Consider the following 23,927-nt stretch of genomic DNA (forward strand, 5'->3'; position numbering starts at 1 on the left):
ATGATTTCATCTGTATCTTCTTTGGGTTGTCAAATCGGTGGGTCCGGCCCATGTAGTTTTACCTGACGCTAACATATGCTTGTCGGGTCGTCGAAATAAATTACACAAAGCATTATTCCTTCGACAAGGAAGTGTGGCTACCAAGCAAAAGCATGCGTGCGCGCCACGTATAATGGCGGTCATCCAAGACCTTCGCAGCGCACCATGACCTCCCCTGACCTGACCGCCGCCCCCTGGGGCGAGATTCCCGCGCACGCCGTCGATGCCGCCGCCGCCCACCTGCGCGAGGTGCTCGCCACCGTGGTCGAACACGGGCCGGCCCAGCGCGCGCTGGTGGTGCACGACTGCCGCTCCGACCTGGCGCGCGCGCTGACCGAAGGCTATCGGCGCAACCTGCCCGATGCCGTCTTCATCGATTTCGATACGGTCGCCGCCGACGCGGTGCTGGCCGCCTTCAAGGGCATGGCGGCGCACGACCTGGTGGTGCTGATCCAGTCCACCAACTTCCGCCTCGAAGCCTTCCGCATCCGGGTCGAGCTGTTCAAACTGGGCCTGAAAGTGATCGAGCACGTGCACCTGTCGCGCATGCCCGGCGCGCAGGGCGAGCACTACATCGAATCGCTGGCCTACGACAGTGCCTACTACCGCGGCGTGGGCAAGGCGCTCAAGCGCCGCATCGATGCCGCCTCCGGCGGCGTGGTGCACAGCGGCGGCGAGACGCTGGTATTCGCCTCGCCGTTCGAGCCGGCCAAGCTGAATGTGGGCGACTACAGCGGCATGAACAACGTCGGCGGCCAGTTCCCGATCGGCGAAGTATTCACCGAAGCGCAAGATCTCGAAGCGGTCAACGGGCGCGTGCGCGTGCACGTCTTCGGCGACACCTCGTACATGGTCAACCGCCCCGAAACGCCGATCACGCTGGTGATCGAACGTGGCCGCGTGGTCGATACGGTCGACGCCACGCCGGAATTCGCGCGCCTGCTGGAGATCATCCGGGCCGACGAAGGCGAAGTATGGGTGCGCGAACTCGGTTTCGGCATGAACCGCGCCTTTACCCGCGAGCGCCGCGTCAACGACATCGGCACCTATGAGCGCATGTGCGGCATCCACCTGTCGCTGGGGGCCAAGCACGGCGTCTATCCCAAGCCGGGCTTCAAGCGCAAGGATGCGCGCTACCACGTCGACATCTTCGCGGTGACGGAAGCCGTGTACCTGGACGAGGAACTGGTCTACAAGGATGGCGCCTGGCAGGTCGGCGCCGAGGCCTGATCAAGCCAGGATGCCGGCGCGGGCCAATGCCAGGTCCCACGGCGCCACGCGGTACTCCTCCACCAGGAAATCGACCAGCGCCCTGACCTTGGGCGAGAGCTGGCGGCTGGCCGGGTACAGGGCCGACAGGTCGTTCAGCGGCAGCTCCCAGTCCGGCAGCACCGGCAGCAGCGCCCCATCGATCAGCTTTTGCCAGGCCAGGAAAGTGGTGTTGTAGACGATGCCCAGTCCGCGCTCGGCCGCCTGCTGCAGCACCAGCCCATTATTCGCGGTGAAACCGGCGTTCACGCGCACCGTGCGGCGCTCGCTCCCGCGCGTGAAGTGCCAGCTGGTGCCGTCGGTCAGGTGGCTGAAATGCAGGCACTGGTGATCTAGCAGTTGTTCCGGTGTTTGCGGCATGCCCCAGCGGGCCAGGTAATCGGGGCTGGCGCACAGCACCCCGCGGCACGGCGCCAGGCGGCGCATGGCCAGGCCGCTGCTGTCCGGGATGCCGCCCACGCGGATGGTCAGGTCGAAGCCATGGCGGATCGGGTCGAGCAGCGCATCGTCGACGAACAGCGATGGCGTGAGCAGCGGATGGCGCAGGTTGAAACGCGCCAGCGCGTCGGCCAGCCATGCGCTGCCGAAACCGGACGGCGCCTGGATCCGCAGCGCCCCGGCCAGCTCGGCGCCGGCCGGACTGATGGCGCGCGCCGCTTCGCGCGCCTGCTCCAGCGTCGCCACGCACGGCGCCAGATAGGCGTGGCCGGCGTCGGTCAGGCTCACTTCGCGGGTGGAACGGTGCAGCAGGCGCGCATCGAGCTTGCTTTCTAACTGCATGATATGTTTGCTGACCATGGCGCGCGTCAGCCCCAGGCGGCGCCCGGCGGCCGAAAAGCTGCGCAGGCGCGCCACCTCGACGAAAATCTCCATTGCGCGCAATTGATCCATGCGGCCGATTGTCAACCCGATGGCGACAATCTGTCAACCGATACGGCGATTGCGGGGCTGCGGCGCCACCCCTACAATGGCAGCTTCCCTCATGCCAGGAGCCACCCCCATGCTCAGCACCGAACAACGCGACCAGTTCCAGCGCGACGGCTACCTCGTCGTCCCCGGCTTCAAGACAATGGACGAGATCGCCAAGCTGCGCCAGCGCGCCGGCGAGATTGTCAACGAATTCGATCCAGGCCAGGGCCGCTCGATCTTCACCACGCGCGACCAGACTACCGCCACCGACGCGTATTTCCTGCGCTCGGACAACACCATCCGCTGCTTTTTTGAAGAAGAAGCGTTCGGTGCGGACGGCCAGCTGCGCCAGGAAAAAGCCCTGTCGATCAACAAGATCGGCCACGCGCTGCACGACCTCGATCCGGTGTTCGACGCCTTTTCGCGCGATGCGAAACTCGCCGCCGTCGCGCGCGACCTGGGCCTGAGCGACCCCAAGGTGTGGCAATCGATGTACATCTTCAAGCAGCCCGGCATCGGCGGCGAAGTACGCTGGCACCAGGACGCGACCTTTTTCGAGACCACGCCGATCAGCGTGACCACCTTCTGGTTCGCGCTGGAAGACGCCACCATCGACAACGGCTGCCTGTGGGTCGAACCGGGCGGCCACCGCGGCCCGCTGCGCGAGCGCTTCGTGCGCCACGGCGACGCCATTAAAATGGAAACGCTCGACAGCATGCCATGGCCGGACGACAGCACCGCCGTGCCGCTCGAAGCGACAGCCGGCAGCCTGGTATGTTTTCACGGCCTGCTGCCGCACTACAGCGCGCCGAACCGATCGTCCGTATCGCGCCATGCCTACACCCTGCATGCGACCGATGGCGCGACTGTCTACTCGCCGCAGAACTGGATCCAGCGCGACGCCAGCTTTCCGGTGCGGGGCTTCGACTAGTTCATGGATATCCGCATTTTCGCCCCGCACTGGGGCAGCAACGAGCTGGCCCCGGAAGTCTTCATCGAGCGCGTGAAGGCGGCCGGTTTCGACGGCATTGAAATGTCGCTCCCGCTCGACGCCGCCCAGCGCGACGACTGGCGCACGCGCATCGCCGATGCCGGCCTGCTGCTCATCGCGCAGCAGTGGGAAACCGTGTTCCATGCCGAATTTGACGCGCACCGCGACGCGCTGGCGACCTACCTGGCCAACGCCTGCGCCGCGCGTCCGCTGTTCGTCAACACCCACACCGGCAAGGATTTTTACACGCACGAACAAAACCTGGAGCTGATCGCGCTGACCGCACGCATCGCGCGCGAGCACGGCGTGCCGATCGTGCACGAGATCCACCGCAGCCGCTTTTCCGGCCATCCGATGCTGCTGCTGCCCTACCTGCGCGAGCTGCCCGGGCTTGAACTGACGGCCGACCTGTCGCACTGGTGCTGCGCCTGCGAATCGCTGCTGGACGACCAGCCGGCCACGCTGGCGGCGACGCTGCCGCACGTGCGCCATATCCACGCGCGCGTGGGCCATGCGCAAGGGCCGCAGGTGAGCGACTTCCGCGCACCGCAGTTCGCGGCCGAGCTGATGCGCCATCTGGAGTGGTGGGACCGCATCGTCGCCCTGCGCCGCGCGGCCGGCGCCGACTTGACAACGATCACGCCCGAATTCGGCCCGGTGCCCTACACCCAGAGCATGCCGTTCAGCGGCGAGCCGCTCTCGGATGCGTGGGACCTGAACCTGGCGATGCTGCGGCTGCTGCGGGAACGCTACGCCGCCTGAACCTACATCAGCAGCATGTTGACGTCGGCCGCCTCGCTCTCGCGGTTGGGCGCCTTGCGTGGAATGCGGATCGTCACGCTGGTGCCATGTTCGGGCGACGATTCGAGCTCGATGCTCCCGCCCAGCATGCCGGTGACGATGTTGTACACGATGTTCATCCCCAGGCCCGAGCCGCCCTGCCCCATCTTGGTCGTGAAAAACGGATCGAACACCTGGTGCAGGATCTTGGGCGGCATGCCCACCCCGTCGTCGCTGAAAATGAGCAGCAGCTGGTCGTTTTCGATCTCGCGCACGTTGATCGTAATGAGCGCGCTTGGGCGCCCCTCGAACGCGTGCAGCAGCGCGTTGTTGATCAGGTTCGACAGCACCTGCCCCACGCTGCCCGGATAGGAATCGAGCAGCAGGCTGGCCGGACCATCCATGCGCGTTTCGCAGTTGGCGCGGCGCAGCTGCGCCGCGTACGTCGCCAGCGTATCGCGCACCAGGTCGCACAGGTCGAAACGGCGGCGCTGGTCGCTGGTCTGGTCCACCGCCACCTGCTTGAACGAGGTAATCAGGTCGCCCGCGCGGCGCAGCGAACTGGCCATGATGTCGCACGCCAGGCGCGTATCGGCCATGTGCGCTTCCAGCGCCGAGCGCTTGATGCCGCCGTCCGCATACTTGCGCTCGAAGTCGGCCACCATGTCGGCCAGCGCGGTGGCAGTCAGCAGGCTGTTGCCGATCGGGGTATTGAGTTCGTGCGCGATGCCCGCCACCAGCGACCCGAGCGAGGCCATTTTCTCCGAGGTGATCAGATTCGTCTGCGCCTGCTTGAGCGTGACCAGCACCGTCGACAGGTCGCGGTGTGCGCTCTCCACGTTGGCCTTTTGCTGTTCGAGTTCGGCCAGGCTGTGTTCCAGGCCATCCTTGGCGTCGACCAGGGCCGCCTCGGTATGTTTGCGGTCGCTGATATTCTGGATCACCCACACCCCGCCCTTGGGCAGGTCCGACGCATCGAGCGCCTTGCCGTTGATCAGGCACCAGATCGTGGTGCCATCCTTGCGCAGCAGTTTCAGTTCGCCCTGCCAGCGCTGGGTTTGCGGATCGACCGCGAACGGATCGGCCGCGCCGGCCGCCGCGGGGCGCGACAGTACCTGCGTCGCTTTCCCCGCCAGCTCGCCCGGCGCGTAGCCCATCATCTCCTCCATGCCGCGGTTGCAGCGCATGATCACGCCGTGCGAAAACAGCGCGATGCCGACGCTGGCGCTGTCCTGGAAGGCGCGCTGCTCGTCGAGCGTCACGCGCAGTTGCTGCGCCAGCAGGCGGCTGCGGCGCGAGGCGATCATCAGCGCCGCGATCAGGGTGCTGATCACCAGGCCGCCGGCGGCGATGACCAGCACCGGCCGCACATCGCGGCTGTAACGGCTGCCGCTCAGCGCCTGGAAGCGGATCACCCACTGGCGCTGCGCCACGTTCAGGCGCGCCTCGGTCTGGAAGCCGGGCAGCGGCGGCGCGCCGGCAGCGCTGGTATCGAACATCACGTTCGATGCGGCATAGGGTGCGTTGGCGCCGTCCGACACATTGCCGGCATCGTGCATGCGAAACGCCATCTGGCTCACCAGCGATGGATCGATCACCTCGTGCATCAGGTTCTTCACGCGGAACACGATCGCCACCAGGCCCACCAGCGCGGCGCGCCGTTCCGCCACGGTGCTCAAGGGCATGTTCTGGCGGTACACTGGCGCGCGCGCCACGAAGCCGGGCTGGCCGGTGTGGTCCTGGACCAGGATGATGCGCTCGGTGGCGACGATCTCGCCGCTGTCGCGGCCCGTCTGGACCGCCGCCAGGTGCGGCGGCAGGGCCGCCAGATCGAGGCCGAAGGCATTTTCGTTGCCCTTGAGCGGCTCGGTGTATTCGATGATGAAGTGTTCGGCGCGCGCCACCTTCGGATGCACGGTGAAAGTGGGATAGCCGACGGGGGAAAGGCGCGTATCGCTGCGCACGGCCTCGGTAAACCGGTCCAGGTCGGCGGCCGGCACATAGCGCACGAACTGGATCGCCTGGAAGCCTGGATAGCGCGTGGTCAGGTTCAGTTCGCGCACGAAGCGGGCGAACTGCACGCGGTCGACCTGATCGTTAACGGCAAAGGCGCCCTTGATACTGAGCAGCATGTCGAAATAGGTTTGCAGGCGCACATTGGTGTCGCTGGCGACCTTGTCGGCATCGCGCTGGAAGATGGCCGAGATCCGCGCCTGCTGCGCATCGAGCACGGCAACGCAGGTCCACATGGTCAGACAAATACCGACTACAAAGGCCAGGTATCCTTGAGTCCGCATCGGTTCGCTCCACGTTGTACCGAAGGCCGGGCACGCCCGGGTATGCGAATTGACTATATCATATTGGTATGCGGAAATCGCACAAATGGCGCAGCCCAACAACACTTCAGCCCGCCGCAACTTCCTACACCCCCCTTAAACCGCCTACAACCGGGGTCTGACCTCTGACTCGAAACATTGCACCAGGACAGCAGCTGCAAAGCGGGAAAATCGTGGAAAACCGGGGTCAGACCCGTTTTGGCGGGTGATGCTTGGCACAGCACGCCCAAATCGCCTGCAAATGCACTCACATTTGACGCAATGAACCTGAATGTTGCTTACGCGAGCACAATACCGTTGCTTAACCGGGGTCAGACCCCGGTTAAGCAACAACAAAGTTTCAAGTCAGAGGTCAGACCCCGGTTTGGGGGGAGGAAATTCGGCGGCGATGGCTTTGAAGCGCTCTTCGATGGCGAGCATGGCGTCGACCACGTCGGGATCGAAGTGCTCGCCCCGGCCCTGGCGGATCAGCTCGACCGCCGTTTCATGCGTGAACGCGGGCCGGTAGACACGCGCGGTAATCAGGGCGTCGTACACGTCGGCCACCGCCATCAGCCGCGCCGACAGCGGAATCGCGGCGCCCGCCAAGCCTTCGGGGTAGCCCGATCCATCCCACTTTTCCTGGTGCGAGTAGGCGATCTCGCGCGCGCAGCGCAGAAAGCCATTGCTGCGACCCAGCGTGCGCTCGACCCCGGCAATCGCATCGCGCCCGTACACGGTGTGCAGTTTCATCAGCTCGAATTCGCTGTCGCTCAATTTACCCGGCTTGAACAGCACCGCATCCGGCACGCTCACCTTGCCGATATCGTGCAGCGGCGCCGCCTTGTGCAGCAGCGCGATATCCTCGTTGGTCAGTTCGGCCGTGTAGGCCGACACGAAACGCAGCTCGCGCGCCAGCGCCGTCACGTAATGCTGGGTGCGCAGCAGATGCTGCCCGACCCCGAGATCGCGCGACTCGGCCAGCACGGCCATCGCCAGCACCGTGGCGTCCTGCATCAGGCCCGCATCGCGCACGCGCTCGGCCACCAGGTGCTCGAAGTGGCGGTGCTGGTCCTTGAGCATGGCATCGGCCGCGCGCAAGCGCAGCTGGGTGCCGATACGCGCCTGCAGCGCCCCGGCCACCAACGGCAATTGCACGACGTCGGCCACGCCTTCGCGCCACGCGCGCTGTTCCAGCCCCACGCCGCCGGCGGAAATGAGCATGATCACGGGGATGTCGGCACTGAGCACCTGGCATTTCAAGCCCTGGAACACGCGCACGCTGTCGGCGTCCGCCAGCGCGCCACCAAGCACGATCAGGTCCGGCCGCGGCGCCTGCCGCGCAATGCGCAACGCGTCCTCGCCGCTGCGCGCCAGGCGCACGTGGTAGCGTTCCTGCAGCAGCTCTTCCATCAGTACAAGGTTGTCGGATACGCCATCGACAATCAGGATGCTCGCCTTGAAGTTCATTTCCATTCCGCCACGCCTCCCCGCCACAATATTCGGCCTCAACAATCATAGCGTGCACCCGCGTCTATGTTTCAGGTTTTTTACAATTCCCTGAAACAATTGACTAATCGGTACGTTTAGAATACCTCCTCTTTTTCACGAGAAAAGCCAGAGACAACATGATCCGTATCCCGGTCTTAGCAGCGCTGTTCCTCGTGTCGGGCATCGCCCCGGCCGCCGAACCGTTCGACGACAAGTTCCGCCAGCTCGAAGAAGTGCTGCCGACACCGAACACGATCCGCAACGCGGCCGGCGCTCCCGGCCACGCCTACTGGCAGCAGCGCGCCGATTACACGATCCGCGCGCGCCTCGATGAAGACAAGCGCACCATCAGCGCGACCGAAACGGTCACTTACCACAACAACTCGCCCGACACCCTGTCCTACCTGTGGGTGCAGCTGGACCAGAATATCTTCAAGCCCGATTCGGACGCGCGCATGTCGGCCACGGTGGCCTCGCGCGACGCGTGGGCCAAGGCGCGCAGCGACGAAGACGGCGTGCGCTTCGAGAGCATGCGCTCGCTGCTGGAGAACCCCGGCTTCGCCGGCGGTTTCGCGATCGGCGCGGTCAAGGGCGCGGACGGCAAGCCACTGCGCCACACCATTAACAAGACCATGATGCGGATCGACCTGGCGCAGCCGATGAAGCCGGGCGCGCGCCTGTCGTTCAACATCGACTTCAGCTTCAATATCAACGACGCCAAGGTCCAGGGCGGGCGCACCGGCTACGAAAAATTCGACGACAAGAACGACCTGTTCGAAATCGCCCACTGGTTCCCGCGCATGGCGGCGTATTACGACGTGTATGGCTGGCAGCACAAGCAGTTCCTCGGCGCCGGCGAGTTCACGCTGGAATTTGGCGACTACGACGTGCAGCTGACCGTCCCGGCCGACCATATCGTGGCCAGCACGGGCGAGCTGCAAAATCCGGGCGAGGTGCTGACGGCCACCCAGCGCGAGCGCCTCAGACAGGCGCGCAGCAGCGCCAAGCCGGTACTCATCGTCACCCAGCAGGAAGCGGAAGCGGCCGAAAAATCGCGCGCCAGCGGCACCCGCACCTGGCACTACAAGGCGAACAACGTGCGCGATTTCGCGTTCGCCAGCAGCCGCAAGTTCATCTGGGATGCGCAAGGCTACAAGAAGGGCGGCACCGACACGATGGCCATGTCGTACTACCCGAAAGAGGGCAATCCGCTGTGGGAAAAGTATTCGACCCAGGCCATCGTCCACACCATCGAACAGTACAACAAGTATGCGCTGGACTATCCCTACCCGGCGGCGATCTCGGTCAATGGCCCGATCGGCGGCATGGAGTATCCGATGATTTCGTTTAACGGCCCGCGTCCGGTCAAGGACAAGAAGACCGGTGAGCTGACCTACTCCAAGCGCACCAAGTATGGCTTGATCGGGGTGATCATCCACGAGGTGGGCCACAACTACTTCCCGATGATCGTCAATTCCGACGAGCGCCAGTGGACCTGGATGGATGAAGGCCTGAACACCTTCATCCAGGGCCTGGCGCAGAACGCGTGGGAAGAGGACTACCCGCAGTCGCGCGGCGAAGCGCGCACCATCGTCGAGTATATGCGCAGCCGCAACCAGGTGCCGATCATGACCAATTCCGAATCGCTGCTGCAGTTCGGGAACAACGCCTACGCCAAGCCGGCGGCAGCCCTGAACGTGCTGCGCGAGACGGTGCTCGGCCGCGAGCTGTTCGATTTCGCCTTCCGCGAATACGCGCAGCGCTGGAAGTTCAAGCGCCCGACACCGTCCGATTTTTTCCGCACCATGGAAGACGCTTCCGGCACTGACCTGGACTGGTTCTGGCGCGGCTGGTTCTACACCACCGACGCGGTCGACGTCAGCGTGGACGGCATCACCGAGTATGGCGTGAACACCAAGAATCCGGAAATCGAAAAGGCGTGGAAAAAAGCGCAGAAGGATGCCGAGCCAGTGTCGGTGACGGCCCAGCGCGACAAGGGCACGCCACGCCGCGTCGATGCGCATCCGCAGCTCAAGGACTTCTACAACGAGCATGACGACTTCACGGTCACCAACAAGGACCGCAACAAGTACAGCGAAGCGGTCGAGGGCCTGGAAGACTGGGAAAAGGCGCTGCTCGCCAAAGGCAAGCACCTGTACCTGGTCGACTTTTCCAACCTGGGCGGGCTGGTGACGCCGCTGGTACTGGAAATCGAACTCAAGTCGGGCAAAAAATACATCGAGCGTATTCCGGCCGAAGTGTGGCGCTATTCGTCGAAGAAGATCACCAAGCTGATCGTCACCGACGAACCGATGGTGAGCCTGAACCAGGACCCGTACTGGGAAACGGCCGATATCGACAACAGCAACAATGCCTGGCCGCGCAAGATCACGCCGTCGCGCCTGGAGCTGTTCAAGACCGACCGCTTCAAGGACGACCTGATGAAAGACTTCAACACGCCCTTGAAAACCAAGTAGCACGGACGGGCACGATCGCGTGCCCGCCTTCTTCGCACCGAATGCCCGCACAATGATCATCAAACACCTTTCGCTGGCCCTGGCCGCCTGCCTCGCCTGCTCCATCGCGGCGGCCCAGCCTTTTGAGGACAAGTTCCGCCAGCTCGACGAGCTGCTGCACACGCCCGGCATCACGCGCACCGCGTCCGGCGCGCCCGGCCACGCTTACTGGCAGCAGCGCGCCGACTACAAGCTGCGCGCCACGCTGGACGAAGCGAAACGCCGCATCGACGGCAGCGGCACGGTCACGTACCACAACAATTCGCCGGATACGCTGTCCTACCTGTGGGTGCAGCTGGACCAGAACATGTTCCGCGCCGATTCGGACAACCGCGCCATCGCCACCGTGCCGTCGCGCGAAGCATGGGGCAAGGCGACCGAGGCGGACGGCATGAAGTTCGAGGCGATGCGCTTTATCGTCGAGAGCCGCACGTTCGACGGTGGTTTCAATATCACCGGCCTGACCGGTACCGGCGGCCAGCCGCTCAAGTACACGATCAACAAGACCATGATGCGGATCGACCTGCCGCAGCCGATGAAGCCGGGCTCGCGCTTTTCGTTCAAGATGGCGTGGAACTTCAACATCCCCGAAATGCATGTGCTGGGGCGCCGCTCCGGCTACGAAAAATTCGAGGAAGACAAGAACGACCTGTTCGAGGTGGCGCAGTGGTATCCGCGCATGGCGGCTTACTACGACGCGGCCGGCTGGCAAAACAAGCAGTACCTCGGCGACGGCGAATTCACGCTCGAATTCGGCGACTACGACATCGAACTGACCGTCCCGGCCGACCATATCGTGGCCAGTACGGGCGAGCTGAAAAATCCGGCCGAGGTGCTGAGCGCGACCCAGCGCGAGCGCCTCAAACAAGCCCGCAGCAGCGGAAAACCGGTGATCATCGTCACCCAGAAGGAAGCGGAAGCGGCCGAAAAATCGCGCAGCAGCGCCAGCAAGACCTGGCACTACAAGGCCGCCAACGTGCGCGATTTCGCCTTTGCCAGCAGCCGCAAGTTCATCTGGGATGCGCAGGGCTACAAGAAGGGCGGCACCGACGTGCTGGCGATGTCCTACTATCCCAAGGAAGGCAATCCGCTGTGGGAGCGCTATTCGACCCAGGCCATCATCCACACCATCGAGCAGTACAACAAGTACGCCTTCGATTATCCGTATCCGATCGCCATTTCGGTCAACGGCCCGGTGGGCGGCATGGAATATCCGATGATTTCATTTAACGGCCCGCGTCCGGTCAAGGACAAGAAAACCGGCGAGCTGACTTACTCCAAGCGCACCAAGTATGGCCTGATCGGGGTGATCATCCACGAAGTGGGCCACAACTACTTCCCGATGATCGTCAATTCCGACGAGCGCCAGTGGACCTGGATGGACGAGGGCCTGAACAGCTTCCTGGAATACCTGTCGGAGCGCGCGTGGGAGGATGACTTCCCCGATACGCGCGGCGATCCGCGCGCCATCGTCGACTACATGCGCAGCAAGAACCAGGTGCCGGTGATGACCAACTCGGAATCGGTTCTCCAGCGCGGCAACAATGCCTATGCCAAGCCGGCCACCGCGCTGATCGTGCTGCGCGAGACGGTGCTGGGCCGCGAACTGTTCGATTTCGCTTTCCGCGAATATGCGCAGCGCTGGAAATTCAAGCGCCCGACGCCGGCCGACTTTTTCCGCACCATGGAAGACGCGTCAGGCACGGACCTGGACTGGTTCTGGCGCGGCTGGTTCTACACCACCGATGCGGTGGACGTGAGCGTGGACGGCATCACCGAGTATGGCGTCAACAGCAAGAATCCGGACATCGAGAAAGCCTGGAAAAAAGCGCAGAAGGATGCCGAGCCGGTGTCGGTGACGACCCAGCGCGACCACGGCACGGCGCGCCGCGTCGACGCGCATCCGCAGCTCAAGGACTTCTACAACGAGCATGACGACTTCACGGTCACCAACAAGGACCGCAACAAGTACAGCGAAGCCGTGGAGGGTCTGGAAGACTGGGAAAAGGCGCTGCTGGCGCAGGGCAAGCATCTGTACCTGGTCGACTTTTCCAACCTGGGCGGCCTGGTGACGCCGCTGGTGCTCGACATCGAACTCAAGTCCGGCAAAAAATACATCGAGCGCATTCCGGCCGAAGTGTGGCGCTATTCGCCGAAAAAGATCACCAAGCTGATCGTCACCGACGAACCGATGGTGGGACTGACCCAGGACCCGTACTGGGAAACGGCCGACACGGACGTGAGCAACAACGCCTGGCCGCGCAAGATCATGCCGTCGCGCCTGGAGCTGTTCAAGACCGACCGCACCAAGGATGACCTGATGAAGGACTTCAATACGCCGCTGAAACTCAAGGACGCCAAGGACAAGAAGGCCGCCCAATGATGCGTCGCCTCGTGTGCGGCGCGCTGCTGGCCTGCGCCTGCCTGGGTGCGCACGCGCACCGCTTCCACGCGGGGATCACCGACATTTCGTTCAACCAGGGCACCGGCAGCATCGAAGTCGTGCACACCTACATGGCGCACGATGTCGAAGCGCTGCTGGCCAATTTGTACCAGCGCCAGTTCGACCTGTCCGACCCGCAGGACGAAGCGGTGCTGCGCAAGTACGTCGAAAAACAGTTCTACCTCCTGGCACCAGACAAATCGCGCCTGCCGCTGCGCTGGGTCGGCGTCACGAGCAACGTGGACACAGTGGTGGTCTACCAGGAAGTTGAAAAGACCCCGCTGGCCAGCGCCGCGCGCGTGCACGACGCGGTCCTGTCCGATTTTTTGCCCGACCAGATCAATACCGTCAACGTCAACCGAGGCGGCGCGACCGCCACCCTCACCTTCGACCGCAGCAAAACCGAACAGCCGCTTCCCTGAACATGCAGCACGCCCATTTCCTCACCCCTCTCGCCTTGTCCCTGATGCTGTGCCACCTGCCGGCGCGCGCCGACGACCTGGTATTACAGCGCGTGCTGATCGACGGCGCGCGCGCCAGCCAGCTGGGCATTGCCGATTCGGCCAACGCCGGCAGCGTCAACCAGAAGCAGCTGGAGATGCGCACCGTGTACCGCCCGGGCGAGCTGCTGGAAGCGGCACCCGGGCTGGTCGCCACCCAGCACAGTGGCGAGGGCAAGGCCAATCAATTCTTCCTGCGCGGTTTCAACCTCGATCATGGCACCGACCTGCGCACCACCGTCGACGACATGCCGGTCAACCAGCGCAGCCACGCGCATGGCCAGGGCTGGACCGACCTGAATTTTCTGATTCCCGAACTGGCGGCGCGCCTGGATTACCGCAAAGGCCCGTACTCGGCGCGCGATGGCGACTTTGCCTCGGCCGGCGCCGCGGCGATCACCTACGCCAACCGGCTGGCGCAATCGGCCGCCAGCGCCAGCATTGGCCAGAACGGCTTTGCCCGTGCCCTGCTGGCCGGCTCGCCCGAGGCGGGCGCGGGCAACCTGCTGTACGCGCTGGAAGTGCTGCACAACGACGGCCCGTTCACCCGTCCGGACGACTACCGCAAGGTCAACGCCGTGCTGCGCTATAGCCAGGGCTACGCCAACAACGGTTTCAGTATCGGCGCCATGGCTTACCGCGCCAGCTGGAACGCAACCGACCAGATTCCGCAGCGCGCTGTCGACGCCGGCACGCTGGGACGCTTCGACGCCATCGACGACAGCGACGGCGGCCAGGCGCGCCGCTACAGCGTGTCCGGCGTGTGGCGCCGCACCGGGGCGGACCAGGCGTCGAAGGTCAGCGCCTACGTGATCCGCAACCAGCTCGAGCTGTATTCGAACTTCACCTACTTCCTGAACGACCCGCTCAACGGCGACCAGTTCAGCCAGCCGGACCGGCGCGTGACCAGCGGCGTCGACGCGACCCACACCTGGCACGGGCACGGCACCGGGATCAATACCGACCTGACCGTCGGCCTGCAGCTCCAGAACGACAATATCTTCAACGGCTTGTACAACACGCGCCGGCGCGAGCGCCTCTCCACCACGCGTGAAGACCACGTGGCCGAGACCAGCCTTGGCCTGTTCGCCGAACACCAGGTGCGCTGGAGCGAAAAACTGCGCAGCGTGGCCGGCCTGCGCGCCGACACCTACCGCTTCGCCGTGCGCAACGAAGGCGGCGCGGCACGCGCGCGCGACCGCCAGCTCAGCCCTTCGCTGAACCTGATCTTCGGTCCGTGGGCGCAGACCGAGTGGTATCTCAATGCCGGCAACGGCTTTCACAGCAACGATGCGCGCGGCACGGTGGACCGGCTCGCCCCCGCGCCGGGCCTGGCGCGCACGCGTGGACTGGAGGCGGGCGTACGCAGCGAACTGCTGCCCAAGCTGCAAAGCGCGCTGTCGCTGTACCGCCTCGACATCGGCTCGGAACTGGTGTTCGTCGGCGACGCCGGCAACACCGAAGCCGGCCCCGCAAGCCGCCGCACCGGGATTGAGCTGTCGAACTACTACAAGCCCGTCAAATGGCTCTCGCTCGATCTGGACCTGGCATTCGCCAAAGCCCGCGCGCGCGGCGCCGCCACCGGTGAAGAGCGCATTGCCGGCGCGGTCGAAGGGGTGGGCCAGTTCGCGCTGAGCGTCGAGCGTGGCCCCTGGTCCGGCGCGCTGCGCCTGCGCTACGTGGGCGCGCGTCCGCTCATCGAAGACAACAGCGTGCGCGCACCCGGCGCCAGCACCATGAATGGCCGCATCGGCTACCGCCTCGCCGGCGGCCTGCTGCTGGAAATCGAAGGCTTCAACCTGAGCAACCGGCGCGCGTCGGCCATCGCCTATTATTATGAATCGCGCCTGCCGGGCGACAGCGAAGCGCGCCAGGACGTGCACTTCCACCCCGCCGAATCGCGTTCGCTGCGGCTGACCCTTGTGAAGAAATGGTAAAGGGGGGCCGCCCCTGACGGCCCGCGGCAAAAAATGCTACGCTAACGGAATGACAACATACGCGCCACCTTTTACCGATATCGCCCAGCTCACCAGCGCGCTGCGCGCCAGCGGCTACGCCCTGCTGCGTCCCGCCGATGTGGCCATCCTGGCCGGCTGCACCCTCGAGGAACTCAACACCCTGGTCGCCAGCTGGGACCAGCTCGCGCCGGACAACTACCTCAAGGATGGCGGCAATTACCGGCGCCGGCGCCACTCCTGCTTCATCCAGGATGGCGCCACGCTGACCCAGACCGCGCACCGCGCGCACTGGCAGCCGGTCGAATACAACGCGCTGCACGGCGGCATGCACCGCCTGTTCGAGCCGGTCGACCCGGCCACGGTGGCGCTGCCGGCGTGGGGCAAGCTGCTGCGCGCACTGGGCGACGCCTGCTCGCGCGTGCGTGCGGGCCAGCCCTGGTACGTGGAAGCGCACCAGTTCCGCATCGATACGCTCGAAGGCATCGGCCGCCCCACCCCGGAAGGCGCGCACCGCGATGGCGTCGATTTTGTCGCCGTGCTGCTGGTCGGGCGCAGCCATATCAAGGGCGGCGAGACCCGCATTTTCGAGGCCGCCGGGCCGGACGGCAAGCGCTTCACCATGCTCGAACCGTGGACCCTGATCCTGCTCGACGACGCCACCGTGATCCACGAATCGACCCCGATCCAGCCCGACGGCGCGAACGGCCACCGCGACACCCTGGTGCTGACCTGGCGCACGGGAAGCTTCCAGGGCGACACGGAGTAAAAAACAGTGACATGATCGAGGCTGTAAATTTACCATCTGGCGCGACAAATCCGATATAGTCGTGTGCAACGCAGCCGTCGTGCAAGGAGCCATGTCGTGGACTCGACGTACCAAATCCAGCCAGAAGAATTCGAGATACTGATCGTCGAAGACAGCCCGACCCAGGCCGAGCGCCTGCGGCGCCTGATCCAGTCCAAGGCGTACCGGGTGCGCGTGGCCCTCAACGGCCAGCTGGCACTGGCCCTGATCCGCGAGCAAAAGCCGGACCTGGTCCTGTCGGACATCATCATGCCCGAGATGGACGGCTACGAACTTTGCCACATCATCAAGTCCGACCCGGCCCTGCGCGATATCCCCGTCATTCTGGTGACGGCACTGAACGACCCCAAGGACATCATTCGCGGCATCGAGTGCGGCGCCGATAACTTCGTGCGCAAGCCGTACGCGGAGGATTACCTGCTCAGCAGGATCAGCCACATGCTGCTCAACCTGCGCCTGCGCGAAGGGCCGCCGCAAGAGGTGGAAGCGGGCATCGCGCTCTATCTCGGCAACCAGAAGCACTTCATCAACGCCGGGCGCCAGCAAATCCTGGACCTGCTCATTTCGACCTACGAACAGGCGGTGCAGGTCAACAGCGAGCTGCAGGCGCGCGAGCGCCAGGTGATCGAACTGAATATGCGGCTGGCGCACCATGCGGCCGAACTGGAAACCATCAACCGCGAGATCGCGCTCAAGAACCTGGAGCTGGCCGAAGCGAGCCGCATGAAGTCGGCCTTCATCGCCAATATGTCGCACGAGCTGCGCACGCCGCTCAATGCCATCATCGGCTTTACCGGGGCGCTGCTGATGAAGCTTCCCGGACCGCTCACGCCCGACCAGGACAAGCAGCTCAACACCATCCGTTCGAGCGCACGCCATCTGCTCTCGCTGATCAACGACATTCTCGATGTGGCCAAGATCGAGGCGGGCAAGGTGACCCTGGCGCTGGAGCGGGTGCAGTGCCAGGACCTGCTGAACCAGACGGCCGACACCCTGCGTCCGCTGGCGGCGCAAAAGGGCCTGACACTGTCGGTGGAACTGCCGGGCGAGGTGATCGTGATCGATTCGGACCGGCGCGCGCTGACCCAGATCATTATCAACCTGGTTAATAATGCGATCAAGTTTACGGACCAGGGGACGGTCAAAGTCGCGCTTTCGCAACGGCTCGACACGAGCGAGCTGCTCACCGAATTCAGCGTGACCGACAGCGGGGCGGGAATCAAGCCGGAAGACCAGTCGAAGCTGTTCCAGGCCTTTTCGCAGCTCGATTCGACCTCGACCCGGCATGCCGAGGGCGCGGGACTGGGACTGTACCTGTGCCAGAACCTGGCCAACCTGCTCGGCGGGAACCTGTATTTCACCAGCGACTACGGCACCGGCAGCACCTTCACCCTCGCCCTGCGCGAAAAACGTTAAGACGTACAAACCGGGGTCAGACCCCGGGGTCAGACCCCATGCAGGCACAAACCGGGGTCAGACCCCGGGGTCAGACCCCATGCAGGCAACACCGGGGTCTGACCCCAAAAAAAACGCCCGCGACCTTGACGGTGCGGGCGGCAATCCAATCTTCTGAGAAAACTGGAGGAGACAAGTCCACTATATTCTCATTGATGGTGCACTGCAATACGGTAGTTCTACGGTGTTGCTGTACGGATACAAATATTCTGCTTACGCTTGAAATAATTGAAATCCCGGCGCCTTGCGTGGCATGTCCGGGAACAAGCGCGCCAGTTGCCTGTCGGGCAAACCGAGGTGTTTTTCGGCCACCTGCGCCAGCACCGCGCGAAAATCGGTGGTCACCGGCAGGTCGCGCCCTTCGTTGAGCGCGTCGTCGCCGACACCCTGCCAGTCGCCATACACCTTGCCGCCCGCGACCCGCCCGCCCAGCAGCCACATCGCGTTGCCGTGTCCATGATCGGTGCCGGCGTTGCCGTTCTGGCGCGCGGTACGGCCAAATTCCGACATGACGACGATGGTCGTGTGCGCGAACATCGGGCCCAGACGCTGGGCCAAGGTGGCCAGCCCCAGTCCGAGCGGCGCCAGCCGGTTGGCCAGCTGGCCGCTGGCCGCGCCCTGGTTGGCATGCGTGTCCCATCCGCCCAGCGCGATGAACGCCACCTGCATGCGCGGGTCGCTGCGCATCAGGCCCGCCAGGCGCGCCGCATCGTCGGGAAAGCCATTCGGCAGCGGCGCGCCGTTGTCGGCGGCCTGCATCTCCTGGCTCATCGCCGCCTGCATGACTTCCTTGTGCGCGACCCTGCCCTCGCCATAGGCGCGGCCGAAGCGCGCATGGCCGCCATACAGCTGGTCGAACACGGCGCCCAGCGCCGGACGGTCAAGGACATCGGCGCGGGTTGCGCCGGCGCCATTGGGCAGGTTGATGGCCGGCGCCGCCCCGCTCAGGATGCGCGGCATGAGCGGGCCGATGCTCATCGCGCGGCTCGCCGCCGGCTCTCCCGGCAGCGCCGCCACCAGCCGGTTCATCCAGCCGTCCGGCGTGTTCTTGCGCCCGGGCGTGGCGTTCTCCATATAGATCTGGGCGTCGAAGTGCGAGCGGCTGTCGTCGGGCGAGCCGCTGGCGTGCACGAATGCGAGCCGCTTTTCCTGCCACAGCGGCAGCAGCGGCGCGAGCGCGGGATGCAGGCCGAAGTAGCCGTCCAGGTCGAGCGCACCGCCCTCCGCCCCCGCCGGTTCAAGGCCGATGGTCGGGCGCAGGCGCCGGTAATTCGGGTCGCCCACCGGCGCCACCACGTTCAGGCCATCGACCGCGCCGCGCAGCATCACGACGATCAGTTTCTGGCGCGTGGCGCTGTCGCCGCTGGCGGCCCAGGCGTTGCGCCCGGCCGGCACCAGCAGGCTGGCACCCGCCGCCATCGAGGATAAAAAGTCTCTGCGTTGCATGGATGCTCCTTCGCTTAACGCTGCATGAAATCGGGGCCGCCGAGCAGCATCGCCGCCCGCAGCGCGATGGGACTGGCCGCCACCATGTCGCGGGTGCGGGCCGACACGGCCGTGCCCAGGGTGGCCTCCAGCACCTGCGGATCGAGCGGCGCCGGCGTCACCGAGCTGGCCGCCTCCAATGGCGCCGGCTGCGCCCCCAGCGGCAGGCGTCCCGCGCCGAGCGCCGTGGCGAACACGATGCGCCGGGTCAGCGCATGGGGATTCATCCAGGCCGCCTCGGTATTCTTGTAGCCGTCCGGGGTCTGGCAGCCGTACAGCGGCATGCCGAGCTGGGTCATGGCCGAGAGCAGCGGGCCGATGTCGCCCAGCGGCGCGGCGCTGGCGCGCGCCGCCGACACCACATATTGGTACGGCGTCTTGAACTTGGCGCCGACACTGGCCGGCGCCATGAATTCGTCGCTGGCGAACAGCACGCGCAGCACGGCGCGAATGTCGCCGTCATTGGCCTGCCAGGTGCGCGCCATGCGCCCGACCAGCGCCGGCGGCGGCTCGTCCTGCACAAAATACTGGGCCAGCTTGTAGCTCAGGTGGCGCGCAGTGGCCGGATGCACGGCCAGCACGTCGAGCGCCATCTCGCCTTCGGCCTGGCCTTGCGCCGGCACCGCGCGCCCCAGCCAGGTCTTGGCGCCCTGGTCGTGGCGCCGGGAATCGAAGCGGAAGCCCTGGTCCGCGGCGATCAGGGCGCGCTGGTCGTAGGTCCAGCCGGTGAGCATGCGCGCCAGTTCCGTCACGTCGCGCTGGGTGTAGCCGCCATCGACGCCGAGCGTGTGCAGTTCCATCAGTTCGCGCGCGTAGTTTTCGTTCAGGCCGCGCGGCCGGCCCCTGGCGCCCGCCGGCGCGGGGCCGGCCGACAGGTAGTTGTCGAGGTAGTACAGCATGGCCGGATGTTTCGCGGTGGCCCCCAGCAACTGGCGGAAGGAGCCGAACACCCAGGGCCGGATCGCATCGCGCTCGTAGCTGGCGACCAGCGCTTGCACATTGCCCTTGGAGGCGGCCACGTTGAAGTGATTGAACCAGAAGTCGAGCATGACTTCTTCGAGCTGGCGCGGACTGTAGATGGCGCGCAGCAGGCGCGCTTCGGCCGTGTCGCGGGCAATGCGGGCCACCCGCGCGCGCCGTTGCGCCAGCGCGGCGGGCGTCTCGTCGCGCGCATTGCGGCGCGCTTGCTCGAATTCGCCCAGGGTCTTGCCGGCGCTGCGGTTGGGCGCTTCCAAAGCGGCCAGGCGCGCGCCCAGCGCGGCCGGCAAGGCAATCGCTTCGGGTTCGAGCTGGCTGTCGATATAGGCGCGCACGCCGCTGCGGGTCACGCGCTCAAGGTCGCCCGGCGCGGGCCCGAAGGCGATCCGGTTGAGCACATGCGCGGCCGCCTGCCCGCCCGGCAGCGGGTCGGCACGCGCCGTCATCAGCGTGGCGGCGGCGAACAAGGCAAGCAAAGTCATTTTCATGGGCAACCCGATCCGGGAAATGGCCGGGAACATCCCCGCCTTCCATGTATTGCGCCCGAACGGACGAAAAGTTCCCGTTAATTCAGGTGCAAGATGGTTCACAATGTAACCTTAATGTAAAGTTACAGCCGCTTAGTTAAAGCGAACGCTTTAGTTATATCAATCGTTTGATTTTCGTGATTAAATTACGGGATGGAAAAAACACCCACATTACCGGCCGACGATGCGCGCCGCACGCGCTCGGACGGCGCCCAGTCGCGCGAGCGGCTGCTGCTGGCGGCGATCCGCCTGTTCGCCGAGCAGGGCTTCGCCAGGACGTCCACGCGCGAGATTGCGCTGGCTGCCGGCACCAATATCGCGTCGATCAGCTACTACTTTGGCGACAAGGCGGGCTTGTACCGCGCCGCCTTCACCGAGCCGTCGCCCGGCTGCGAATCCAACCTGCACGCGTTCACCGCGACCGGCGTCACCTTGCGCGAGACGCTCGCAGGCTTCTACGGCGTCATGCTGGCCGATCTGAAACGCGGCGACCTGGCGCGCCTGTCGATGCGGCTGTGGTTTCGCGAGATGCTCGAACCGACCGGCGTGTGGGACGAGGAAATCGACAACGGCATCAAGCCGGCGCATGCGGCGCTGATGATGGTGCTGGGCCGCCACCTGGGCCTGGCCACGCCCGACGACGACCTGCAGCGCCTGGCCTTCTCGCTGGTCGGGCTGGCGGTGCAGCTGATGGTCACGCGCGACGTGATCGACCGCATCAATCCCCTCCTGCTGGAAAACGACGCCGCCATCGATGCCTGGATGGCGCGCCTGGTCGACTACGGCGAGGCGATGGTCAATGCCGAACTGGCGCGCCGCTCGGCCGGCGCCGCACAACCGATTACAAAGCCACGAAAGAAGAAAGCATGAAGATAATCCATGTATTGAGTGCGGCCCTGTTGCCGCTGACGCTGGGAGGATGCGCGCTGGCGCCGCCGGGCAAGACCGACGCGCCGGTAGCGCCGCAATGGCAGGCACCGCTGCCGCACAACGGCAGCCTGACCGACCTCTCCAGCTGGTGGCGCCAGCAGGGCGACCCTCTGCTGGTGCAGCTGGTCGAGGCGGCGCAGACGGCCAGCCCCAGCGTGGCCACGGCGCGCTCGCGCATCGCCCAGGCGCGCGCCGACCGCATCGCGGCCGGCGCCGCGCTGGCGCCAACCCTGGACGCGAGCGTGAGCGTGAGCCGCGCCAACCAGCAAAGCGCCCAGCCGGGCGGCACCACCAGCCAGGCCGGCCTGGAAAGCACATGGGAGATCGACCTGTTCGGCGGTGGCCGCGCCACCCGTAACGCGAGCGAGGAACGCCTGGCCGGCGCGCGCGCCGGCTGGCATGACGCGCGCGTGGCAGTGGCGGCCGAAGTGGCCAACCAGTATTACAGCCTGCGCGCATGCGAGCAGTTGCTGGCGGTGGCCCGCCTCGACGCCGCCTCGCGCCAGGACACCGCGCGCCTGACCGGCCTGTCGGCCGATGCCGGCTTCCAGGCACCCGCCACGGCGGCCCTGGCACGCGCCAGCGCGGCCGAAGGCAAGAGCCGCGCCACCTTGCAGCGCGCCTTGTGCGATATCGATATCAAGACGCTGGTGGCCCTGACGGCGATCGACGAGCCTGACCTGCGCGCACGCCTGCTGGCCAGCACGCCGGTGGCGCCGCCGCCCTTGGGCATCGCGGCCCTGCCGGCGCAGGTACTGGCCCAGCGGCCCGACGTGTTTACCGCCGAACGCGAAGTGGCGGCCGCCAGCTTCGACGTGGGCAGCGCCCAGGCGCAGCGCTATCCGCGCCTGGCGCTGAGAGGCGCGATCGGCGCGGCGAACTTTCGCAGCGGCGGCGAAAATACCCAGCTCGATACCTGGACCATCGGTCCGCTGGCGCTGACCCTGCCGATCTTCGACGGCGGGCGGCGCAGCGCCAATGTGGACGCGGCCAAGGGGCGCTACGAAGCGGCGGTGGTGTCGTACCGCGCCAGCGCGCGGCGCGCCGTCAGTGAAGTCGAGCAGGCGCTGGTGAACCTGAACAGCGCCGCCGACCGCAGCGCCGACGCGCAAGTCTCGCTGGACGGCTACCGCGCCGCCTTCCGCGCCGCCGAAGACCGCTACAAGAATGGATTGGGCAGCCTGCTCGAACTGGAAGATGCGCGCCGCACCCGCCTGGCCGCCGAGAACGCGGTCGTGACCCTGGAGCGCGAACGCAGCGCCGCCTCGGTCGCCTTGTACCGCGCCGCCGGCGGCGGCTGGACCACCGCCTCGAACTGACCGCCCCGACACGACTACGGATAGAACACCATGACAAACCATACCCTCTACACTTTGAAAAACCTCAAACTCAAGCCGGCCGCCGCGCTGGTGATCGGCAGCCTGGTGCTGGCCTCGACGGCGCTGATGGCCGTGTCCTCCAATTCGATGGCGGCCGACGACAAGAAAGACGCGGCGCCGAAACCGGCGCTGACCGTGACCACCACCAAACCGTCGCCGGCCACGCTGGCCATCAAGCTGGGCGCCAACGGCAACGTCGCCGCCTGGCAGGAAGCGGTGATCGGCAGCGAATCGGGCGGCCTGCGCCTGACGGATGTGAAGGTCAATGTCGGCGACGTGGTCAGGAAGGGCCAGGTACTGGCCGTGTTCTCGGCCGATAGCGTCAATGCCGATGTGGCGCAGGCGCGCGCAGGCTTGCTCGAAGCCGAAGCGAATGCCGCCGAAGCGGTGGCCAATGCGGCCCGCGCGCGCACGCTGGAAACCTCGGGCGCGCTGTCGGCCCAGCAGATCAGCCAGTACAAGACGGCCGAGCAGACCGCCAAGGCCCGCATCGCCTCGGCCAGGGCGGCCCTGTCGTCGCAGCAGCTGCGCCTGAAATACACGCAGGTGGTCGCGCCCGACGACGGCGTGATCTCGGCGCGCGCGGCCACCGTCGGCTCGGTGGTGGGCGTGGGCACGGAACTGTTCCGCATGATCCGCCAGGGCCGCCTGGAATGGCGCGCCGAAGTCACGGCGGCCGAACTGGCGCGCATCAAGCCCGGCACCGGCGCCGTGGTCAAGGCGGCCAACGGCAGCGAGCTGACCGGGAAGGTGCGCATGATCGCGCCGACCATCGATCCGCAGACCCGCTCCGCGCTGGTGTATGTGGACCTGCCTGCAACGACAGGGGCCAACGCGCCATTCAAGGCCGGCATGTTCGCCAGCGGCCAGTTCGAGCTGGGGACCTCGGACGCCATGACCGTGCCACAGCAGGCGGTGGTGGTGCGCGATGGTTTCAGCTATGTGTTCCGCCTGAACCAGGATCAGCGGGTCAGCCAGCTCAAGGTGCAGGCCGGACGGCGCCTGGGCGAGCGCATCGAAGTGACCAAGGGCTTGACGGCCGATTCGCTGGTCGTGGTCAGCGGCGCGGGCTTTTTGAATGATGGCGATCTGGTACGTAACGTGCCTGCCGCGGCTGCGGCCACGGCAGGCGCGCCGGCTGGCGCCGCCAAATAAGG

Annotated in this window: 17 protein-coding genes; 12 read left to right on the forward strand and 5 right to left on the reverse strand. The window is 65.6% G+C overall.

The features are described from left to right. Positions 1-204: 204 nt before the first annotated feature. Positions 205-1,269 carry a hypothetical protein gene (locus tag PO883_RS12990; RefSeq protein WP_289310140.1) on the forward strand — a complete coding sequence of 355 codons (1,065 nt, stop codon included), beginning with the start codon at positions 205-207 and terminating at the stop codon, positions 1,267-1,269. On the opposite strand, the gene PO883_RS12995 is transcribed toward PO883_RS12990, so the two are convergent. Further along, positions 1,270-2,199, reverse strand: a complete 930-nt coding sequence (locus PO883_RS12995) for a LysR family transcriptional regulator (RefSeq protein WP_289310141.1) — start codon at positions 2,197-2,199, stop codon at positions 1,270-1,272. Positions 2,200-2,308: 109 nt separating this feature from the next. Here PO883_RS12995 and PO883_RS13000 point away from each other — a divergent pair, with 109 nt between their 5' ends. Beyond that, entirely contained in the window at positions 2,309-3,148 is an 840-nt protein-coding gene (locus tag PO883_RS13000; protein WP_289310142.1) for a phytanoyl-CoA dioxygenase family protein, read from the forward strand. A 3-nt stretch (positions 3,149-3,151) separates the two neighbouring features. Further along, entirely contained in the window at positions 3,152-3,970 is an 819-nt protein-coding gene (locus tag PO883_RS13005; RefSeq protein WP_289310143.1) for a sugar phosphate isomerase/epimerase, read from the forward strand. Positions 3,971-3,972: 2 nt separating this feature from the next. Here PO883_RS13005 and PO883_RS13010 read toward each other — a convergent pair whose 3' ends face one another. Both PO883_RS13010 and PO883_RS13015 read right to left on the reverse strand, forming a co-directional pair. Next, positions 3,973-6,285 (reverse strand): CHASE domain-containing protein, encoded by a 2,313-nt coding sequence (locus PO883_RS13010; RefSeq protein ID WP_289310144.1) that lies wholly within the window; start codon positions 6,283-6,285, stop codon positions 3,973-3,975. A 384-nt stretch (positions 6,286-6,669) separates the two neighbouring features. Continuing rightward, positions 6,670-7,773, reverse strand: a complete 1,104-nt coding sequence (locus tag PO883_RS13015; RefSeq protein ID WP_289310145.1) for an HD-GYP domain-containing protein — start codon at positions 7,771-7,773, stop codon at positions 6,670-6,672. Positions 7,774-7,931: 158 nt separating this feature from the next. Between PO883_RS13015 and PO883_RS13020 the strand changes: the two genes are divergently transcribed. The 6 genes from PO883_RS13020 (at position 7,932) to PO883_RS13045 (ending at position 17,432) form a co-directional block, all read left to right on the forward strand. Next, a complete protein-coding gene (locus PO883_RS13020) occupies positions 7,932-10,271 on the forward strand; it encodes a M1 family metallopeptidase (protein WP_289310146.1) in 2,340 nt (779 codons plus the stop codon). Positions 10,272-10,323: 52 nt separating this feature from the next. Next, on the forward strand, positions 10,324-12,693 hold the full coding sequence (locus tag PO883_RS13025; protein ID WP_289310147.1) for a M1 family metallopeptidase: 2,370 nt from the start codon (positions 10,324-10,326) through the stop codon (positions 12,691-12,693). After that, positions 12,690-13,175, forward strand: coding sequence for a DUF6702 family protein (locus PO883_RS13030; RefSeq protein WP_289310148.1), 486 nt, complete (start codon positions 12,690-12,692; stop codon positions 13,173-13,175). The genes PO883_RS13025 and PO883_RS13030 overlap by 4 nt, the downstream gene beginning before the upstream one ends. A 2-nt stretch (positions 13,176-13,177) precedes the next feature. Then, positions 13,178-15,190 (forward strand): TonB-dependent receptor, encoded by a 2,013-nt coding sequence (locus PO883_RS13035; RefSeq protein ID WP_289310149.1) that lies wholly within the window; start codon positions 13,178-13,180, stop codon positions 15,188-15,190. Between the two features lie 49 nt (positions 15,191-15,239). Beyond that, the gene (locus tag PO883_RS13040) at positions 15,240-15,977 is read left to right on the forward strand and encodes a 2OG-Fe dioxygenase family protein (RefSeq protein WP_289310150.1); all 738 of its coding nucleotides are present in this window, start codon (positions 15,240-15,242) and stop codon (positions 15,975-15,977) included. A 96-nt stretch (positions 15,978-16,073) separates the two neighbouring features. Beyond that, on the forward strand, positions 16,074-17,432 hold the full coding sequence (locus PO883_RS13045; RefSeq protein WP_289310151.1) for a response regulator: 1,359 nt from the start codon (positions 16,074-16,076) through the stop codon (positions 17,430-17,432). Between the two features lie 252 nt (positions 17,433-17,684). Here PO883_RS13045 and PO883_RS13050 read toward each other — a convergent pair whose 3' ends face one another. Both PO883_RS13050 and PO883_RS13055 read right to left on the reverse strand, forming a co-directional pair. Further along, on the reverse strand, positions 17,685-18,917 hold the full coding sequence (locus PO883_RS13050) for a DUF1501 domain-containing protein (protein WP_289310152.1): 1,233 nt from the start codon (positions 18,915-18,917) through the stop codon (positions 17,685-17,687). A gap of 14 nt (positions 18,918-18,931) precedes the next feature. Then, a complete protein-coding gene (locus PO883_RS13055; RefSeq protein WP_289310153.1) occupies positions 18,932-20,422 on the reverse strand; it encodes a DUF1800 domain-containing protein in 1,491 nt (496 codons plus the stop codon). 192 nt (positions 20,423-20,614) lie between these two features. Here PO883_RS13055 and PO883_RS13060 point away from each other — a divergent pair, with 192 nt between their 5' ends. From PO883_RS13060 to PO883_RS13070, 3 genes are read left to right on the forward strand one after another with little or no spacing between them, the layout of a single operon-like run. Beyond that, positions 20,615-21,331 carry a CerR family C-terminal domain-containing protein gene (locus PO883_RS13060; RefSeq protein ID WP_289310154.1) on the forward strand — a complete coding sequence of 239 codons (717 nt, stop codon included), beginning with the start codon at positions 20,615-20,617 and terminating at the stop codon, positions 21,329-21,331. Next, positions 21,328-22,710: an efflux transporter outer membrane subunit gene (locus PO883_RS13065; protein ID WP_289310155.1), complete on the forward strand. Its 1,383-nt coding sequence runs from the start codon at positions 21,328-21,330 to the stop codon at positions 22,708-22,710. Before PO883_RS13060 ends, PO883_RS13065 begins: the two co-directional genes overlap by 4 nt. A gap of 30 nt (positions 22,711-22,740) precedes the next feature. Continuing rightward, positions 22,741-23,925 (forward strand): efflux RND transporter periplasmic adaptor subunit, encoded by a 1,185-nt coding sequence (locus PO883_RS13070; RefSeq protein ID WP_289310156.1) that lies wholly within the window; start codon positions 22,741-22,743, stop codon positions 23,923-23,925. The last annotated feature ends 2 nt before the right edge of the window (positions 23,926-23,927 follow it).

The sequence above is a fragment of the Massilia sp. DJPM01 genome (assembly GCF_030348125.1).
Taxonomy (GTDB): Bacteria; Pseudomonadota; Gammaproteobacteria; order Burkholderiales; family Burkholderiaceae_D; genus Telluria_A; species Telluria_A frigida.

Excerpts from the sequence above, each read along its gene's own strand:
- PO883_RS13055 (WP_289310153.1), bottom strand. The coding sequence starts at position 20,422 with ATGAAAATGACTTTGCTTGCCTTGTTCGCCGCCGCCACGCTGATGACG.
- PO883_RS13005 (WP_289310143.1), top strand. The coding sequence starts at position 3,152 with ATGGATATCCGCATTTTCGCCCCGCACTGGGGCAGCAACGAGCTGGCC.
- PO883_RS12990 (WP_289310140.1), top strand. The coding sequence starts at position 205 with ATGACCTCCCCTGACCTGACCGCCGCCCCCTGGGGCGAGATTCCCGCG.
- PO883_RS13070 (WP_289310156.1), top strand. The coding sequence starts at position 22,741 with ATGACAAACCATACCCTCTACACTTTGAAAAACCTCAAACTCAAGCCG.
- PO883_RS13030 (WP_289310148.1), top strand. The coding sequence starts at position 12,690 with ATGATGCGTCGCCTCGTGTGCGGCGCGCTGCTGGCCTGCGCCTGCCTG.
- PO883_RS13010 (WP_289310144.1), bottom strand. The coding sequence starts at position 6,285 with ATGCGGACTCAAGGATACCTGGCCTTTGTAGTCGGTATTTGTCTGACC.
- PO883_RS13035 (WP_289310149.1), top strand. The coding sequence starts at position 13,178 with ATGCAGCACGCCCATTTCCTCACCCCTCTCGCCTTGTCCCTGATGCTG.
- PO883_RS13025 (WP_289310147.1), top strand. The coding sequence starts at position 10,324 with ATGATCATCAAACACCTTTCGCTGGCCCTGGCCGCCTGCCTCGCCTGC.
- PO883_RS12995 (WP_289310141.1), bottom strand. The coding sequence starts at position 2,199 with ATGGATCAATTGCGCGCAATGGAGATTTTCGTCGAGGTGGCGCGCCTG.
- PO883_RS13040 (WP_289310150.1), top strand. The coding sequence starts at position 15,240 with ATGACAACATACGCGCCACCTTTTACCGATATCGCCCAGCTCACCAGC.
- PO883_RS13050 (WP_289310152.1), bottom strand. The coding sequence starts at position 18,917 with ATGCAACGCAGAGACTTTTTATCCTCGATGGCGGCGGGTGCCAGCCTG.
- PO883_RS13060 (WP_289310154.1), top strand. The coding sequence starts at position 20,615 with ATGGAAAAAACACCCACATTACCGGCCGACGATGCGCGCCGCACGCGC.
- PO883_RS13020 (WP_289310146.1), top strand. The coding sequence starts at position 7,932 with ATGATCCGTATCCCGGTCTTAGCAGCGCTGTTCCTCGTGTCGGGCATC.
- PO883_RS13000 (WP_289310142.1), top strand. The coding sequence starts at position 2,309 with ATGCTCAGCACCGAACAACGCGACCAGTTCCAGCGCGACGGCTACCTC.
- PO883_RS13065 (WP_289310155.1), top strand. The coding sequence starts at position 21,328 with ATGAAGATAATCCATGTATTGAGTGCGGCCCTGTTGCCGCTGACGCTG.
- PO883_RS13015 (WP_289310145.1), bottom strand. The coding sequence starts at position 7,773 with ATGAACTTCAAGGCGAGCATCCTGATTGTCGATGGCGTATCCGACAAC.